Here is a 16,886-nt window from a genome sequence, read left to right as displayed (position 1 = left end):
CTGCTAAGGCAGCGGGGAAAAGTTAACTAGAGTTAAGGGGAAAAGGCTACTATCGTAGCGGTAAAAATTGCGAGAGTCAGATGCTTTTCACTATTGCCAGTGGTAATATTTTCCCTGTCATGAAATGACCTTTTCCCTTCAGCTTTAGCTGACTTTTCCCCTTTGACGAAGTCAAACTTTTCACCAAAGTGCTTTGCACTTTATTTATTCTGCTACTGGTATAAATTCGAATTTCTCTACATCAAATATACCTTTATCAGTAATTTTTAATGAAGGAATTACTGGAAGTGCTAGGAATGATAAAGTTAAAAATGGATTAAAGTCTATCTCAGGAGAGATTATATCTATGGCATCATGTAGCTTAGCTAAATCTTGAATAACTTCTTCAGCTTTTCTACCTGTAATTACACCACCAATCTCAAGTTTTATAGATGATAATACTTGTCTGTTTTGAACTACAATTATTCCTCCACCTAATTTCTTTAATTCTTCCACTGCAAAAATCATATCTGAATCATTAGTTCCAGCAACAATTAAATTATGAGAATCATGTGTTATTGTTGTTGCAATGGCTCCTGAGTTTAATTTAAGTCCTCTTAAAATTCCAAGACCAATGTTTCCTGTGTTGTTATGTCTTTCTATTACAGAAACTTTTAAAAGGTCATCGGAGCCTATTATAGAAGTAAATTCATCTTTCATCTTTAAGTCATCTATTTTAATCTTTAAATGATTGCTTTCTAATTTATTAGGAATTAATTCTATTACATTTATATAATCCTTATTGCTTATATCTATTTTAAAATCTTCAGGGGTTAATTCTTTAATATTCATTGCTGTTGGAAGATTTACTTCTTCAACAATTTCATCAGGCATATTAAATAATTCATTATTTTTAACTACAAGAGTTCCTTTTTTATAAACAGATTCTATTGAAAAGTCTTCTAAGCTATCTAATATTAAAAAGTCAGCAATATAACCAGGAGCTATAGCGCCTTTATTTTTTAAGTTATAACATTCTGAAGGATTTAAAGTAGCCATTTGAATCGCTATTTCAGATTTTAAACCATTATTTACGCAAAGCTTTATTGAATTATCAATGCTTCCATTCATAACCAAATCATCTATATGTTTATCATCTGTGCAAAGACAAAGACGTCTACTATTAAAAATTGAAGCTCCGTGAACTAAGTCTTTTAAGTTTTTAGCGACAGTACCTTCCCTTATAAGTACATACATACCACGTCTAACTTTTTCAATTAGTTCATCATAAGTAACACTTTCATGGTCAGTTCTAATATTAGCAGTAGCATAGATATTAACCATATCATTATTAAAACCAGCACAGTGACCATCTATTACACCATTATTCTCTTTAGCATCCCAAAGTTTTTGAATCATATCTTCTTCACAATTTACAACTGCAGGATAGTTCATAACCTCTGCTAATCCAAGTACATTTTTATTTGCATAATATGGTTTTAAATCTGAGCTATTTAATATAGCACCAGAGCTTTCAAAAGATGTAGCAGGTACACAGGAAGAAAGCATAAAGTAAAAATCAAAAGGTATGTCCTTACTTGAGTCAATCATAAAATCTATACCTTTTTTACCAAATACATTAGCTATTTCATGAGGGTCTACAACCATAGATGTAATACCGTGGCGTAATGCACATTTATAATATTCCTTTGGAGTAAGTAGTGATGATTCGATATGAGCATGGCTATCTATAAGGCTTGGACATATATATTTACCTGTACCATCAATTTCAGTAGTACCAGAGTATTCCCCTAATCCAACTATATATCCATTAGATATTCCAACATCAGAAATGAAAGTAGAGCATTGAAATACATCAACAACATTAACATTTTTAATAACTAAATCACAAGGTCTTCTTTTAGCTGAAGCCTCGATCGCTTTTACAAATAAATCCTTATTCATTAAATCCACCTCGTAAATTATTCTTAACCTTCGTGGATCCGTAGACTTCATAGTTATATCATTTACGGTGATATAGTAGAGACGCTTAAACCGTATTATTAAGCATATACGAAGGTTATTGTTAATCATTATATTCAGATACGAAATTAATGTCAAAGAAAAATTTTAGAAAAAGTTATCCACGATTAATAATATATATTCAAATAAATGTGAATATATAATAGGTTAAACGGTTTCTTTTAAGAATATATTCTCAAAAGAAAAATAATATAAATTGTCGAAATTTGAAAAAGTAACTTAAAAGTTATATTATTAAATAGGTGCGAAACAACATAGGGGATTGTAGGAGTAAGCACAGACAATAATTAATAAGAGGTGCAGATATGTATTCAAAGGAAATTGATAGTTTAGCTCACTCGGCAGAGGTGAAAATAGGGCTATACAAAGACAGTAAGTTAAAGTACCTAGTAGCAGCAATGATGGGAAGCTTTTTGGTAAGTTTAGGAATTATGCTGATCTATTCTATAGGTGGGATAATGCATCATGCAGGAAACGAAACTTATAAAATATTAATGGGAGCTTCATTTGGTGTTGCCTTAAGTCTTGTATTTATGGCCGGTGGAGATCTTTTTACAAGTAATGCAATGATTATGACTGTAGGAGCATTAAAAAAGAAGGTAACTTGGTTAGATGCAGTTAGAATATGGATTGCTGTTTGGATTGGAAATATCTTAGGTGGGGTTATAGGAGCTTTCTTATATGTTCAAACTGGACTTGCTTCAGGTAAGAGCGAATATATTGGAGAGTTTATAGTAAATAATGTTGCAACTAAGATGGCAACTCCAGGAATGCAATTATTTTTAAGAGGATTATTATGTAATGTTTTAGTATGCCTTGCAACTTGGATGTGTTATAAGTTAAAAGAGGAAACTGCTAAAATCTTAATGATATTTTGGTGTTTATTTACATTCATAACAGCAGGATTTGAACATAGTGTTGCTAATATGAGTTTCTTAGCTATGGGGTTAATGTTGCCTCATGGAGCTAATGTTAGTATTATGGGATATATACATAACATAGGGTGGGTTTCACTTGGAAACTTTGTTGGTGGAATATTATTTGTAGGAATACCATATTACCTTATAAGTATGAAGAAAAAAGAAAAGTAAAATTAATATATAAAAGAAAATGACTGTATGTAATAAAAGCAACAGTCATTTTCTTTTATATATTATCTTATTGTATTATCGAAGCTTGGTGGAGTAGGATTAGGATTATCAAAATGTCTTCCAGGAGATGAAAGATCAAAATATAATCTAGAGTCTTCAGTAACACCAAAGTCACGATTAGATCCAGTATCCTTAACTTTATTTAACGCTTCTCTAAACAAAGCATTATGGGCTTCTTCTCTATTTAGAAGGAAATCTATAGTTTCGCGTACATGTTTATCATAAATTTGTCTATATAAGTATTCATAGACTGTTTTAGCTCTTTGTTCAGAAGCTATATTAGAAAGTAGATCTGCTACTAAATCACCAGTTACAGTAACATAGTTTGCAGTCCAAGGAGCTCCAGATGAATTAACTAGTCCTGGAGTTAAGCCAAACATTACATGAGTTTGAATTTCACCAACGTCAACTCTCTTATAATCCACATCATGGCCATTTAGAAGATTAATAGTTTGAGCAACCATTTCCATATGACTTAATTCTTCTGCGCCTATGTCTAAAAATAAATCTTTAATTGCAGGGTCTTTAATTCTAAAGCTTTGAGATATATATTGCATAGCAGCTTTAAGCTCACCATTACCTCCACCAAGTTGTTCTTGCATAAGAACAGCGTATTGAGGGTTTGGCTTTTCGATTTTTACTTCATGTAATAATTTTTTTTCATGTTTAAACATAAGATTATCAGCCTCCTAAAATTTTTATTTAATATATCAATACTAGTATTCACATAAAAATTCTTTTTATGTAGAATTATTCCATTAAGAAGTAAATTGAAATTTAAATTTTATAAGTAAAGTTGACTAAAATAGTATGAATTAATATTGACAAATAATGATTATTAATAGATAATTGATGTATAAGATAAAGTTAAATAGGAGGACTTAAAAATGAAAGCATTTGTAGATGAAAATACTTGCATAAGCTGTGGTTTATGTGAAGGAGTATGTGGAGATGTGTTTTCACTAGATACTGGAGTTGCAGTAGCTATAGAAGGTGAAGTAGAATCAGGATTAGAAGATTCAGTTAGAGAAGCTTGTGAAGGATGTCCTGTACAAGCTATAACAATAGAAGAATAAGACTTGGAGGTATTATAAATGTCAAAAGTATGTCTATGTAGAGGAATAACAGAAGAACAAATCGTTGAAGCGGTAAAGAATGGAGCTACTTCTTTTGAAGAAGTTAAAGAAGCTACTGGCGCAGGTGCTGGTGGATGCCGTGGTGGAAGATGTAAAGGTAAAATTGAAATAATAATAGAAGAAAATAAATAGTTATATAAAAAGGATAATCCTAGGTTGAATTTCGGCTTAGGATTATCTTTTTTTATATAACTTTGGAGGAATGGATAGTATTTATATATAATTAGAAGTATCCCCCAAATATTTATAAATTATGAATATGATATTAATATTATCTAACTTCGTTGTAGAAGAAAAATAAGTATTGTATACTTAAGTATGTCGAAGGATAGAGTTGATATGTGGAGGGAAAACTTATGAATAATTACATTGAGTTTAAAGATGTAAAAAAGGTATATAAAATGGGTGAGGTTGAAATTGAAGCGCTAAGTGGAGTAAACTTTTCTGTTGATAAAGGTGAATTTGTTGTAGTTGCTGGTGCTAGTGGAGCTGGTAAAAGCACTATATTAAATATTTTAGGTGGAATGGATACTGTATCATCAGGTAAGGTAATTGTAGATAAAAATGAGGTAAGTAAATATTCTCAAAAAGAATTAGTAACTTATAGAAGAGACGATATAGGCTTTGTATTTCAATTTTATAATCTAGTTCAGAACTTAACTGTAAGAGAAAATGTTGAACTTGCAATTCAAATTTGTAAGAACCCCCTTGATATAGATAAAGTTCTAGATGCAGTTGGATTAAGTGAGAGAAAGAATAACTTCCCATCTCAACTGTCTGGTGGCGAACAACAAAGGGTTGCTATTGCTAGAGCATTAGCTAAAAATCCTAAGCTATTACTTTGTGATGAGCCAACAGGAGCTTTAGATTACAATACTGGTAAAGCAATATTAAAGTTATTACAAGATACTTGTAGAGAAGAAGGAATGACAGTTATTATAATTACTCATAACTTAGCATTAACTCCAATGGGTGATAAAATTATTGAAGTTAAGAGCGGTAAAGTTCAAAAAATGAGTATAAATGAAAATCCGGTTCCAGTGGAAAGGATTGAGTGGTAAATATGAAAAATGCATTATGGAAAGATATATTTAGAGATATAAAGAAGACCAAAGGTAGATTTATTTCTATTGTATCTATTATTGCATTAGGGGTAATGCTTTTTACAGGAGTTAAGATGGCTCCAGAAGATATGAAAGGATCTGCTGATAAATATTATGATGATTACAACTTAATGGATTTAAGAGTAATCTCAACACTAGGTTTAACAGATGAAGATGTAAAAGATATAAAGGCAATAGATGGTGTATTAGGAGCATATCCTGAATATACAGTGGATGCTTTAACTAAGGTAGGAAATGATGAATTTGTTATTAGAGTTCAAAGTGTACCAAATTCTAACTTAACTGATAGTAATGAAGATTATATTAATAGATTAAATGTAGTTGAAGGACGCTTACCAGAAAACTCTGGCGAGTGCGTTGTTGCTAAAGGAAAGTTTGAAGGTACTCAAGTAAATATAGGAGATACCATAACTTTAAGATCAGGAAAAGATGAAGATATAACTAATTCTTTAAAAAATAAGGAGTTCAAGGTTGTTGGACTTATAGAAACGCCATATTATTTATCTGATCAAATTGGAAGTACTACTATTGGTAGTGGAACTGTTAGTACATTTATGTACATTCCAGAATCAGATTTTACTATGGATGCTTATACAGATATATACGTTACAGTAAAAGATGCAAAAAATCTTAACTCATATAAAGATGAATATTTTGATGTAGTAGATAAGGTTAAAGAAGCTATAGAAGATGATTCACAAGTTATTATTGATAGAAGATATAACGAAATAAAGGATATCGCTATTGAAGAATTAAACAAAGGTAAAAAAGAATATGAGGAAAAGAAGGCAGAGGTAGAAAAACAATTAAGTGATGCTAAAGCTCAAATTGAAGATACAAAGGTTCAGTTAGAAAATGCAGAAGCTGAAATAGTTAATAAAGAAGCAGAATTAAATACAATGATAGCTAATGGTGAAGCACAACTTGCAAGTGGAGAGGCTGAATTAGCTAATAGAACAGCGGAATATGAAGCTGGGGTAAAGGCATTTAATGATGCTAAACCAGCAGCAGAAGAGGGGTTCAAGCAAGCTGAAGCAGCTTTAGTAGAAGCAGAAAATAAAATAGCACCATTAGTTCAGAGAAAAGTTGAAATAGAAGGAAAGCTAAGTGACACTAATATAACAGAAGAGGAAAAGGTTGTATTACAAGCAGAACTTGCAACTATAGAACCTATAATTACAAGTAGCTTAGAGCAAATAAATGCAGGTAAGTCTGAATTAGAAAGTAAAAAGACAGAGTTTTATAATCAAGAGAAAGCACTAACAGATGCAAAGGCTCAATTAGATGGAGCAAGAGCTACAATAGAATCTACAAGAGCCACACTTCAGGCTGCTAAAAGTGAAGGAGCTACTCAGTTGGCAAATGCTAAGGCTAAAGTTGAAAGTGGAAAAGTACAATTAGCTGAAGGTGAAGCTGAATATGAAAAAAATAAAACTCTTGCTGATGAAGAGCTTCTAAAAGCAGGAGAGAAGATTAAAGATGCAGAAAATCAAGTAAATAAAATAGAAAAGCCAAGTTTTTATGTATTAGATAGAAATTCTCATTACTCATATGTTGATTATGAAAATAGTGCAAGCAGTATAGATAAATTATCAAATGTGTTCCCGGTATTCTTCTTTGTAGTAGCTGCATTAGTATGTTTAACAACAATGACTAGAATGGTAGACGAGCAAAGAATAAATATAGGGACTATGAAGGCACTAGGGTATAGTAATGGAAATATAGCAAAGAAATTTATAGTATATGCATTATTAGCAAGCTTAATAGGTTCTGTTATAGGTATGGCTATAGGATTTACATTCTTCCCAAAAGTAATTTATGATGCTTATAACATTATGTATATAATGCCTCCAATTACTTTATTTATTAACATACCGTTAGCAATTGTGACAGCAATAGCTTCAATTGGATTAACTACGTTAGCTACTTATTCAGCATGTAGGATAGAGCTTATAGAGACACCTTCAGTTCTTATGAGACCAAAAGCGCCAAAAGAAGGTAAGAGAATATTACTAGAAAGAATACCTTTCATATGGAATAGATTTAACTTTACAGGTAAGGTAACAATAAGAAATATCTTTAGATACAAAAAGAGATTCCTAATGACTGTAATAGGTATTGCTGGAAGTACAGCATTATTACTTGCTGGATTTGGAATAAAGGATTCTATAAAAACAGTAGTATCAAAGCAGTTTGGAACAATAAATAAGTATGATATATCAGTAAATTTAGAAAAAGATATAAGTAGTGTTCAAAAAGCAGATTTAGAAACTTATATGAAAGATCAAAGTGATATTAAAGATTTCTTATTTGTTAAAGGTGAGATGAGCAAGGTTGAAGCAAATGATGAAAGTAAGGATTTAGATATTATAGTACCATCAGATGTAGATAGATTTGATGAATTTACACATCTTCAAAATAGAATTAGTAAAGAAACAGTAAGCTTAAATGATGATGGAATAGCTATTACAGAAAAGGTTGCAAAAGTTCTTGGGGTAAAGGTTGGAGATGAAGTAACTATAACCAATAGTAATGATGTAACAGGAACTGCCAAGGTTTCTGCTATAGTAGAAAACTATATACAACATTATATTTATATGACACCTAATTACTATGAAAAAGTATTTGATAGAAAGGCTACACCAGATGAAGCATATATAATACTTAATAATGCAGATAATACAGTGGCTGATTCAGTTTCAAATGGTTTAGTAAATAGGGAGGGTGTATCTGGAGTAGTAAGTAATACAGGTATAAGAGATAACTTTAATAATACAATAGAATCCTTAGACTTTGTTGTATTAGTAATGATATTAGCTGCTGGTGCATTATCATTTATAGTACTTTATAACCTTACTAATGTTAATATTTCTGAACGTATAAGAGAGATAGCAACAATAAAGGTTCTAGGTTTCTATGATAAAGAAGTTGCTGCTTATATATTTAGAGAAAATGTGTTATTAACAGTAATAGGGATGTTTGCAGGATTATTACTAGGAGTAGTATTCCATCAATTCATTATGATAACTGTAGAAATGGATTATGTAATGTTCGGTAGAAGTATTAACACAATGAGCTATGTATACGCAGGATTACTAACGGTTGGATTCTCATTATTAGTAAACTGGGCAATGTACTTTAAACTTAAAAAAGTACAAATGGTAGAATCATTAAAATCAGTAGATTAATAATCAATATTGAACCATAGCATATTATTTTAGATATGCTATGGTTTATTTTTATAAAAAATAAATTAATATTTAGAATGTTTTTATGAAATAAGTATTAGGTATGAAATTAAAACATAGTGTAATTTAAATTTATAGATCTGTAAGATTTAAGTTACGTCATACATAGTGTTTATTTCAGGCAATATAACATAATAATAGAAGTATCTAACAGAGCTAAGAAAATAAGAATATTAAATTATAAAAGTTTAGATAATTTATTTACTATAAGTTCTATTAATATAAAGTTTAATGATTGACTATCAATAAAAAGATTGTTTTTAGATAGAGTAAAAGTTGGTAAAACAATTATGTTATCGATAATTTTAGAAAATTTAGATTTACTATTTTGGGTTATTAATACAACTTTACTATTTTTGATTAAAGCATTATCTATAGATTCTGTAATAAGTGATGTAGTTGCAGAAAGTGAGAAGTATATGTTTAAGTCTTCAGAATTTGAAAATTGTGCTTTTTCAACGATTAAACTATTGTCTGTAACACTTTCAGAGTCTACACCTAAAGTAGTAAGTCTATATTGAAGATGCTTTGCTGCTAAACCAGTTTCATGGATACCATATATCTTTACTTTCCTAGCATTTAATATTTCACTACATATAGATTCTAACTTTGTATCTAAATTATTTTCCTTTAGGATTGTTAGCTGATTAATGAATAGTTGAATAATTTCTTCAGAAGAATTCACTTCATTATCATTATACATATTACCAGAATGTAAGTATCTAGATACTTCATATTTAAATTCAGAAAAACCATCATAGCCACATTTTTGACAAAATCTAAGTAAAGCAGACTTGGATACATTCATTTTATAGGCTGCAGTAACTAAAGGAAAACATGCTATTATATCTGGATTATTTATAATACTTTCTTTTATTTTATGTTCTGATTTAGTAAATTCTTTTTCGTGTAAAAGTATTGTTTCTATTGGACTCATATATTCTCCTCCCAAAAATGATTAACTATAAATAATTATAGCATAAAAGTAAAATAAAATTTCAAAAAAATTTCCCAAAAATTTTGGGAAAAGGTATTTATTTTATTGGGAAAACGTGTTAAGATTATGATGTCGACAAAAATAAATGAAATAAAAATTCAAAAGGGAGAGATAATTTTGAAGAAGATTGTATTATTATGTGCAGCGGGAATGTCAACAAGTTTATTAGTAACTAGAATGTTAGATGCAGCTAAGAAACAAGAGTTAGAATATGATATACATGCATATTCAATTAACAGTGCGAAGGATAGTATTGTTGGAGCTGATTTAGTATTACTTGGACCACAAGTAAGATACAAATTATCAGAAATAAAAAAGTTGGCTGGAGATATACCAGTTGAAGTAATAGATATGGTTGCTTATGGGATGATTGATGGAGAAAAAATTATTAAGGAGATCGCAAAAAAAATATAAATTTGCAAAAACTAATAGCAATCAAGTAATCGATTTCAAAAATTATTTTATAAAATGGAATTTATAGGAGAGTGTTAAAAATGGAGAAAATAACGAGATTTATTGAAGAGAAAATGGCACCACCATTGATAAGATTATCAGAAATGAGGTATTTACAAGTAGTTCAACGTACATTCATGACTACTATGCCAATTTTACTTTTTAGTTCACTTCTGATTCTAATTGCAGCATTACCTATTCCAGGCTGGAGTAATATAGTTGCTCCTATCTCTGGAAAGTTATGGGCTGGGGTCAACTCATCGTTGGGGCTTTTGGCTGTATGTATTTCTATAGTAGCAGGGTATTTCTTAGGTGATTACTATAAGGAAAGAGGAGCAAAGATTAATCCAATTGCTACTGCATTAATATCTTTTATTAGTTTTATGATGTTCTTCCCAATGTTTAATGCTGAAGATGGAAGATTAGTAATAGAGGCTACTAACTTTGGAAGTACAGGTATGTTTACTTCAATATTTATATCAATTTTTGCTGTAGAGTTATATAGATTTCTTATAAATAAGAACTTTACAATAAAACTTCCAAATGGAGTACCACCAATGGTATTAGATGCATTTACGGCTTTAATTCCATCAATATTTGTAATGTTAACTTCTTGGATAATATCACATGTTTTAGGATTAAATATGCCAGTATTAATAAATATGTTATTTGAACCTTTGGTAAATGCAGGTAAGGGACCTATCCCTCAATTCTTTGCATTTATGCTTGATAGGGTTTTATGGTTTACAGGAATACATGGATCTAATGTTGTTGGAAGTGTTATGTCCCCTATTTGGACAAATATGATAACTGAAAATATGGAAGCATTTAAAGCAGGAGCTCAAGTTATACCAAACTTATTTACTACAGAGTGGTGTGGATACTTTGTTCGTATATCAGTATTCCCAATAGCTCTTTTAGCTGCATTATCTAAGACTAAGAGATATAGAACATTAGGTAGATTATCATTACCTGCAACAATATTTAATATAGCTGAACCAGTAATGTTTGGATTACCAATTGTTTTAAATCCAATATTATTTATTCCGTGGGTATTTGGATTTGCTTTCTTATGGGTGTGGACATATATCTTTACAGCAGTAATTCCGATGATACCAGCAATAATTACACAGGTTACATGGACAGTTCCAGCACCTATTGGAGCATTTTTAGGAACTGGAGGAAGTTGGTTTGCTCTATTGTTTAGTTTGGGTAACTATGTAATATTAGGATTAATATTCTATCCATTCTTTAAAGTATTAGAAAAACAAGAATTAGAGAATGAACTTAAGGAAGGTGTTTGTGAATATGCAAATAATTAGTTATATACAAGATTATGAAAGTAAAGTAGTAGAATTATGGAATGAATGTCTTACTGCAGATACTGTATCAATAGATCAATTTAGGAAACAGGTGTTATTTGATGATAATTTTAATTGTGATTTAGCACTTATAGCCTTAGAAGAAGATGAAGTTATAGGATTTATATTAGCAACTAAGAGACAAGTACCATATTTAGATAGAGGGCTTGAGCCTGAAAGAGGATGGATAAATTTACTATTCGTAAAAGAAGATTATAGAAGAAAAAATGTGGGTAGTGAGTTAGTAAAAGAAGTTGAAAAAAGATTAGTAGAAAAAGGTGCAAAGACTATAACTCTTGCTTCTTATAGCCCAAGCTACTTTTTCCCAGGATTAGATTATGAAAGCTATCCTAAAAGTATAGCTTTCTTTGAAAATCTTAGCTATAACAAAACTGGTGAGGCTGTAAGCATGCAAAGAGATCTTTGGAACTATAGCTTTCCAGAAAGAGTAAGTATAAGAAAAACTCAATTAGAAGCAGAAGGATATGTATTTAAGAAGTTTAATTATAAATACTCAATGAAGTTATTGGAGTTTTTAGGAGTAACGTTTGGAGGCGGATGGAAGAGAAATGCATTAATGGCTATGCAAAATAATGAGGCAGAGAAGCTTATATGGATTTGTGTAGATAAAAATGATGATGTAGTTGGCTTTTGTATGAGAAAAATGGATGGAAATGATTGTAGATTCGGCCCATTTGGTGTAAGTGATAGCTTAAGAAGTTCAGGGATTGGGGGAGTTTTATTTAACTTGATGATGGATGATATGAAGAGTAATAAATTGTATTATCTATACTTCCTATGGACTCATGGTGCTGGTATGAGATTTTATGAAAAGCACGGGGTAAAAGTATATAGAAATTACTATTTATATAATAAAAAGTTTGATTAATAAAATAAAAGATTAAAAAGTGTTTTAAATAGTTCTTTTGAGTATATATGTCCTAGAAATAGTTTAATTTTTATTTCTAGGACAAGCATTAATAAAAAGATTTTTAAATAGATTATTAGGAGGAATTATATAAATGAACAATATAAAAAGAGTTATGAGTATAGGGGCACATTCTTTAGATGCAGAATTATTAGGAGGGCCATTAGTTATTAAATATGCTAATTTAGGAGCTAAATGTACTTTTGTTCATGTTACTCAAGGTAGATTAGAAGATCCAAATGCAACTAAAGAAGAAAATGATTTATATTTAAAAAAATTAGTTTCTCAAAATGAGAATGCAGCAAAGGGAATGAGCGCAGATTGTAATGCACTTGGATATTTATCAAGAGAGCTACCTACCGAAAGTGAATTTATAAAAATATTAGTTAAGTATTTTACAGAAGAAAAAGTGGATTTAATTATAACTCACTATAGTGGTACATTACATCCAAGACACTATTATACATATTACACAGTTACGGAAGCTGTTAAAATATGTAGACAAAATGGAATGAATATAAAATTATTATATGGTGAAAACTGTGAGGATTTAGTAGGATTTATTCCACAAGCATACTATGAGCTAAGTGAAGAGGAGCTTAATATATGGTTTAATGCATTAAAATCATATGAGATATTTAATGGAAAAATTAATAATGTTCCATATAATGATTACTACAAAACAATGGGAAAAGTAAGAAGTTTAGAGTGTGGAAGTAGAAAGTTTACTAAGGCATATATGTATGCTTCTTTAATAGAAAATATATAAGAAAATTTTATAAAAAGGGGAATAAAATTGTTAGGAATTTCAGTATATTTACAAGATTTAGATTATAACTATTTAGAGAAGGCTGCGAAGATTGGAGCAAAGTATGTATTTACTTCATTACATATTCCAGAAGAGGATTATTCTGAAGTAGATAAAAAGATGCCAAAGTTTATAGAAGCATGTACTAAGTTAGGTTTATCAATTGTTCCTGACATTTCACCAAATACTTTTGAAATGCTTAGGATAAAAGAGGGAGATTATAACTCTTTAAAAAAATTAGGATTCACTGCACTACGATTAGATTATGGTTTCGATGATTTCGAAACTGTAAAAATGTTATTGAGTGATTTTGATATTATGTTAAATGCTAGTGTGATTGATGGTAAGTACTTGGAGGAAGCTAAAAGAGTAGGTATATCTTTCGAAAACATACTACTAACTCATAATTTTTATCCTAAAAATAATACAGCTTTAGGCATTGATAAATTTAAAGAGAAAAATGAAGAATTTATCAAATATGGACTTAAAGTTCAAGCATTTGTCCCAGGTGATGATTTAAGAAGATTTCCATTATATGAGGGACTACCTACTGTTGAAAAACATAGAGGAATGAATCCATATGTGGCAGCTGTTGAATTAATAAATATATGCAATGTTAGTGATGTATTAATAGGCGATAGTAAAGCAAAGATTGAGACTCTAGAATTTATAGAGGAGTATATGGAAAATAATATTATGTCAATTAAGGCATACTTTGAAAAAGGGTATGAGTATTTTTATGAGAGTGAATATAGGTCTCGTGCTGATGTACCTGAATCAGTTGTAAGGTTAACAACTCCTAGAGTGGAAGGAATACGACCATATAATAATATATTTAGGAGAAAAGGCTCAATTACTATGGATAATGAGCTTATAGGAAGATATTGTGGTGAAGTACAATTATTAAAGGAAGATTTAGAAGAAGACTCTAGGGTAAATGTAATTGGATTTATTCATCCAGACTATATAGATTTATTAAAATATATAGATAAAGATACTAGGATAAGATTTGTTAGACTATAAAAGTTTATTATAACTATAAAATAGGGGAGAATATTTATGAATCAGGTTAAGATTAGCCATTTAGTTACAGAGAAAAGAAATCCTAAAACTATGAATTTAGACAATTTAAATACATTAGAGTTTTTAAAGGTTATGAATGAAGAAGATAGAACAGTAGCTGAAAGTATAGAAAATGAGATTGAACATATAGAGAAAGCTGTTGTTGGAATTATAGAAGCTTTGAATAATAATGGACGTCTTTTCTATGTTGGATCAGGTACAAGTGGGAGATTAGGTGTGCTTGATGCAGTAGAATGTCCACCTACCTTTGGAACAACAAATGAAATAGTAGGAATAATTGCAGGAGGAGATTCAGCTTTTGTAAAGGCAAAAGAAGGAGCAGAGGACTCAAGAGAGCAAGGAGCAATTGATATAGAATCTGCAGGAGTAACTGAAAATGATGTAGTTGTAGGGATAGCTGCAAGCGGAAGAACTCCTCATACAATAGGAGCATTAGAGAAGGCAAATGAAATTGGTGCGCTTACTGTATGTTTAGCTTGTAATAAGAATAGTGAAGTAGGAAAGATAGCAAAGATAGCAATTGAAGTTGAAGTTGGACCGGAAGTTATAACAGGGTCAACAAGATTAAAAGCAGGTACTGCTCAAAAATTAGTATTAAATATGTTATCTACAGCATCTATGGTCGGAATTGGAAAGACTTATAAAAATCTTATGGTAGATTTAAAAGCAACTAACCTTAAGCTAATAGAACGTTCTAAGAGAATAATAATGGAAGCTACTGAATGTAGCTATGACTTAGCAGAAAAAGTTTTTGAAGAGTCAGGTAGAAATTGCAAGTTAGCTATAGTGATGATAATGCTTGATTGCAATAAAGAAGAGGCGGAAAATAAATTAAATGCTTCGAAGGGATTTATAAGCAAAGCTATAGTTTAATATAAAGTATATAAATATATCAATAAATATTTTAGCAAAAATAATACTGATAGGACTATTTATAATTGAATAGAATTATAGCTTATAAAAAATATTACTGGAGATTATGATTTCCAGTAATATTTTTTATTTAATCAGATATTAACTTCAAAAATCCATCCATCGGGAGCTTCAATATCTCCAAATTGTATTCCACAAAGTATTCTATAAAGCTCTTTTGTTACAGGTCCGACTTCTGTTTCGCTATAGAATACGTGAAGATTGCCATTATATTCAATACCTCCAATAGGTGTTATTACGGCGGCAGTTCCGCAAGCACCCGCTTCTACGAATTGATCTAAGTTGTCTACAGGAACTTGTTTTTCATATACAGTCATGCCTAAGTATTTTTCAGCTATATACATTAAAGAATATTTAGTTATACTTGGTAGTATAGAAGCTGATTTTGGTGTAATAAATTCATTGTTTTTAGTTATTCCAAAGAAGTTTGCAGCGCCAACTTCTTCTATATATTTATGGGTTGATGGATCGAGATATATACAATCAGTAAATCCTCTCTCAGCAGCAAGTTTATGTGGAACAAGTGATGCAGCATAATTCCCCCCAACCTTATATGCACCTGTTCCTAAGGGAGCAGCTCTATCGTAATCAGTTATTGTAAAGTTACAAGGTGTCATACCATCTTTAAAATATGCACCAACAGGCATACAGAATACAGTAAATATATATTCTGATGCAGGTTTAACTCCGATATTATCTCCAATTCCTATTACAAGTGGTCTAATGTATAATGTACCTCCTGAACCGTATGGTGGTACAAAGTGCTCGTTAGCTTTTACAACATCTTTACAAGCATCAATAAACTTATCTACAGGTATTTCAGGCATAAGAAGTCTTCTTAAGCTACTATTTAACCTTTTAGCATTTTCATTTGCTCTAAATAGTTGAATTTTACCAGACTTAGTTCTATAAGCTTTTAAACCTTCAAAGCATTGTTGTCCATAATGCAATGCAGTTGAAGCCACGCTTATATTTAATTTATTATCGTCTGTTAAACTACCATCATCCCAATTACCATCTTTCCAATAAGAAATATAACGATAATCAGTTTTTATATAGCTGAAGCCAAGGTTTTTCCAATCGATATTAACATTTTTACTCATATATAGCCCCCTTTTTTAAATAAGTAATACAATATTATACAATTATTATAAAGATAAGAAAATAAAAGAGTGAATAATTTGGTAATATTATTTGAAAATATGGTACAATAAATATGAGAATATTTTGATTATAAAATCATGGAGGTAAAATTAATGAAAAGAGAAATTATTTCAACAACAAAAGCACCATCAGCTATAGGTCCTTATTCACAAGGAGTTAAAATTGGTGAGTTAGTTTATACATCAGGTCAAATACCAGTTAATCCTGCAACAGGGGAAATGGAAACAGATATTAAGAAAGCTACTGAAAGATCAATGAATAATGTTAAGGCTATTTTAGAAGAAGCTGGAACATCTTTAGAAAATATAATCAAGACAACTATATTCTTAAAGGACATAAATGATTTTGCAGCAGTAAATGAAGTGTATGCAACATTCTTTAGTGCAAACCCTCCTGCAAGAAGCTGTGTAGAGGTTGGAAAGTTACCAAAGGATGCGTTAATTGAAATAGAAGCAATAGCACATTTATAAGATTATAA

The 16,886-nt window shown here is 30.3% G+C and carries 16 protein-coding genes and 1 riboswitch; of the genes, 12 read left to right on the top strand and 4 right to left on the bottom strand.

Annotation, left to right across the window (positions count from 1 at the left end):
• Positions 1 to 204: 204 nt before the first annotated feature.
• Positions 205 to 1,944, bottom strand: a complete 1,740-nt coding sequence (gene ade, locus H8S20_RS09330; RefSeq protein WP_186859944.1) for an adenine deaminase — start codon at positions 1,942 to 1,944, stop codon at positions 205 to 207.
• A 30-nt stretch (positions 1,945 to 1,974) separates the two neighbouring features.
• Positions 1,975 to 2,076, bottom strand: a riboswitch (purine riboswitch).
• Between the two features lie 251 nt (positions 2,077 to 2,327).
• Here ade and H8S20_RS09325 point away from each other — a divergent pair.
• Complete coding sequence (locus H8S20_RS09325) at positions 2,328 to 3,113, top strand: formate/nitrite transporter family protein (RefSeq protein WP_186859943.1); 786 nt, start codon at positions 2,328 to 2,330, stop codon at positions 3,111 to 3,113.
• Between the two features lie 62 nt (positions 3,114 to 3,175).
• On the opposite strand, the gene H8S20_RS09320 is transcribed toward H8S20_RS09325, so the two are convergent.
• Positions 3,176 to 3,847, bottom strand: coding sequence for a manganese catalase family protein (locus H8S20_RS09320; protein WP_186859942.1), 672 nt, complete (start codon positions 3,845 to 3,847; stop codon positions 3,176 to 3,178).
• Positions 3,848 to 4,060: 213 nt separating this feature from the next.
• On the opposite strand from H8S20_RS09320, the gene H8S20_RS09315 reads away from it, so the two are divergent.
• The 4 genes from H8S20_RS09315 to H8S20_RS09300 all read left to right on the top strand — a co-directional run bounded on the left by H8S20_RS09315 (position 4,061) and on the right by H8S20_RS09300 (position 8,621).
• Entirely contained in the window at positions 4,061 to 4,249 is a 189-nt protein-coding gene (locus H8S20_RS09315; protein WP_032117542.1) for a ferredoxin, read from the top strand.
• 18 nt (positions 4,250 to 4,267) lie between these two features.
• Positions 4,268 to 4,441 (top strand): (2Fe-2S)-binding protein, encoded by a 174-nt coding sequence (locus H8S20_RS09310; protein ID WP_032117543.1) that lies wholly within the window; start codon positions 4,268 to 4,270, stop codon positions 4,439 to 4,441.
• 224 nt (positions 4,442 to 4,665) lie between these two features.
• A complete protein-coding gene (locus H8S20_RS09305; RefSeq protein ID WP_186859941.1) occupies positions 4,666 to 5,370 on the top strand; it encodes an ABC transporter ATP-binding protein in 705 nt (234 codons plus the stop codon).
• Between the two features lie 2 nt (positions 5,371 to 5,372).
• Complete coding sequence (locus H8S20_RS09300) at positions 5,373 to 8,621, top strand: FtsX-like permease family protein (protein WP_186859940.1); 3,249 nt, start codon at positions 5,373 to 5,375, stop codon at positions 8,619 to 8,621.
• 238 nt (positions 8,622 to 8,859) lie between these two features.
• Here H8S20_RS09300 and H8S20_RS09295 read toward each other — a convergent pair whose 3' ends face one another.
• Positions 8,860 to 9,618: a MurR/RpiR family transcriptional regulator gene (locus H8S20_RS09295; RefSeq protein WP_186859939.1), complete on the bottom strand. Its 759-nt coding sequence runs from the start codon at positions 9,616 to 9,618 to the stop codon at positions 8,860 to 8,862.
• A 177-nt stretch (positions 9,619 to 9,795) separates the two neighbouring features.
• Here H8S20_RS09295 and H8S20_RS09290 point away from each other — a divergent pair, with 177 nt between their 5' ends.
• From H8S20_RS09290 to murQ, 6 genes are all read left to right on the top strand, one after another.
• Entirely contained in the window at positions 9,796 to 10,092 is a 297-nt protein-coding gene (locus H8S20_RS09290) for a PTS sugar transporter subunit IIB (RefSeq protein WP_186859938.1), read from the top strand.
• 80 nt (positions 10,093 to 10,172) lie between these two features.
• On the top strand, positions 10,173 to 11,453 hold the full coding sequence (locus tag H8S20_RS09285; protein ID WP_186859937.1) for a PTS sugar transporter subunit IIC: 1,281 nt from the start codon (positions 10,173 to 10,175) through the stop codon (positions 11,451 to 11,453).
• Entirely contained in the window at positions 11,440 to 12,381 is a 942-nt protein-coding gene (locus H8S20_RS09280; RefSeq protein WP_186859936.1) for a GNAT family N-acetyltransferase, read from the top strand. The genes H8S20_RS09285 and H8S20_RS09280 overlap by 14 nt, the downstream gene beginning before the upstream one ends.
• Positions 12,382 to 12,514: 133 nt before the next feature.
• The gene (locus H8S20_RS09275) at positions 12,515 to 13,189 is read left to right on the top strand and encodes a PIG-L deacetylase family protein (RefSeq protein ID WP_186859935.1); all 675 of its coding nucleotides are present in this window, start codon (positions 12,515 to 12,517) and stop codon (positions 13,187 to 13,189) included.
• 27 nt (positions 13,190 to 13,216) lie between these two features.
• Entirely contained in the window at positions 13,217 to 14,251 is a 1,035-nt protein-coding gene (locus tag H8S20_RS09270) for a MupG family TIM beta-alpha barrel fold protein (protein WP_186859934.1), read from the top strand.
• Between the two features lie 36 nt (positions 14,252 to 14,287).
• The gene (murQ, locus tag H8S20_RS09265) at positions 14,288 to 15,184 is read left to right on the top strand and encodes an N-acetylmuramic acid 6-phosphate etherase (RefSeq protein ID WP_186859933.1); all 897 of its coding nucleotides are present in this window, start codon (positions 14,288 to 14,290) and stop codon (positions 15,182 to 15,184) included.
• 134 nt (positions 15,185 to 15,318) lie between these two features.
• Here the strand turns inward: murQ and H8S20_RS09260 are convergent, their stop codons facing one another.
• Entirely contained in the window at positions 15,319 to 16,347 is a 1,029-nt protein-coding gene (locus H8S20_RS09260; protein WP_186859932.1) for a branched-chain amino acid aminotransferase, read from the bottom strand.
• Positions 16,348 to 16,500: 153 nt separating this feature from the next.
• Between H8S20_RS09260 and H8S20_RS09255 the strand changes: the two genes are divergently transcribed.
• On the top strand, positions 16,501 to 16,878 hold the full coding sequence (locus tag H8S20_RS09255) for a RidA family protein (protein WP_032117547.1): 378 nt from the start codon (positions 16,501 to 16,503) through the stop codon (positions 16,876 to 16,878).
• Positions 16,879 to 16,886: the final 8 nt, after the last annotated feature.

Source organism: Clostridium hominis (assembly GCF_014287825.1).
In the GTDB taxonomy this organism is placed as follows: domain Bacteria; phylum Bacillota; class Clostridia; order Clostridiales; family Clostridiaceae; genus Clostridium; species Clostridium hominis.
Note: the sequence above shows the minus strand (reverse complement) of the source record. Positions and strands in the feature narration are given on the sequence as shown.

What these genes read in the sequence shown, in the direction of transcription:
- ade (WP_186859944.1), bottom strand. Translation starts at nt 1,944, where the DNA reads ATGAATAAGGATTTATTTGTAAAAGCGATCGAGGCTTCAGCTAAAAGA.
- H8S20_RS09325 (WP_186859943.1), top strand. Translation starts at nt 2,328, where the DNA reads ATGTATTCAAAGGAAATTGATAGTTTAGCTCACTCGGCAGAGGTGAAA.
- H8S20_RS09320 (WP_186859942.1), bottom strand. Translation starts at nt 3,847, where the DNA reads ATGTTTAAACATGAAAAAAAATTATTACATGAAGTAAAAATCGAAAAG.
- H8S20_RS09315 (WP_032117542.1), top strand. Translation starts at nt 4,061, where the DNA reads ATGAAAGCATTTGTAGATGAAAATACTTGCATAAGCTGTGGTTTATGT.
- H8S20_RS09310 (WP_032117543.1), top strand. Translation starts at nt 4,268, where the DNA reads ATGTCAAAAGTATGTCTATGTAGAGGAATAACAGAAGAACAAATCGTT.
- H8S20_RS09305 (WP_186859941.1), top strand. Translation starts at nt 4,666, where the DNA reads ATGAATAATTACATTGAGTTTAAAGATGTAAAAAAGGTATATAAAATG.
- H8S20_RS09300 (WP_186859940.1), top strand. Translation starts at nt 5,373, where the DNA reads ATGAAAAATGCATTATGGAAAGATATATTTAGAGATATAAAGAAGACC.
- H8S20_RS09295 (WP_186859939.1), bottom strand. Translation starts at nt 9,618, where the DNA reads ATGAGTCCAATAGAAACAATACTTTTACACGAAAAAGAATTTACTAAA.
- H8S20_RS09285 (WP_186859937.1), top strand. Translation starts at nt 10,173, where the DNA reads ATGGAGAAAATAACGAGATTTATTGAAGAGAAAATGGCACCACCATTG.
- H8S20_RS09280 (WP_186859936.1), top strand. Translation starts at nt 11,440, where the DNA reads ATGCAAATAATTAGTTATATACAAGATTATGAAAGTAAAGTAGTAGAA.
- H8S20_RS09275 (WP_186859935.1), top strand. Translation starts at nt 12,515, where the DNA reads ATGAACAATATAAAAAGAGTTATGAGTATAGGGGCACATTCTTTAGAT.
- murQ (WP_186859933.1), top strand. Translation starts at nt 14,288, where the DNA reads ATGAATCAGGTTAAGATTAGCCATTTAGTTACAGAGAAAAGAAATCCT.
- H8S20_RS09260 (WP_186859932.1), bottom strand. Translation starts at nt 16,347, where the DNA reads ATGAGTAAAAATGTTAATATCGATTGGAAAAACCTTGGCTTCAGCTAT.
- H8S20_RS09255 (WP_032117547.1), top strand. Translation starts at nt 16,501, where the DNA reads ATGAAAAGAGAAATTATTTCAACAACAAAAGCACCATCAGCTATAGGT.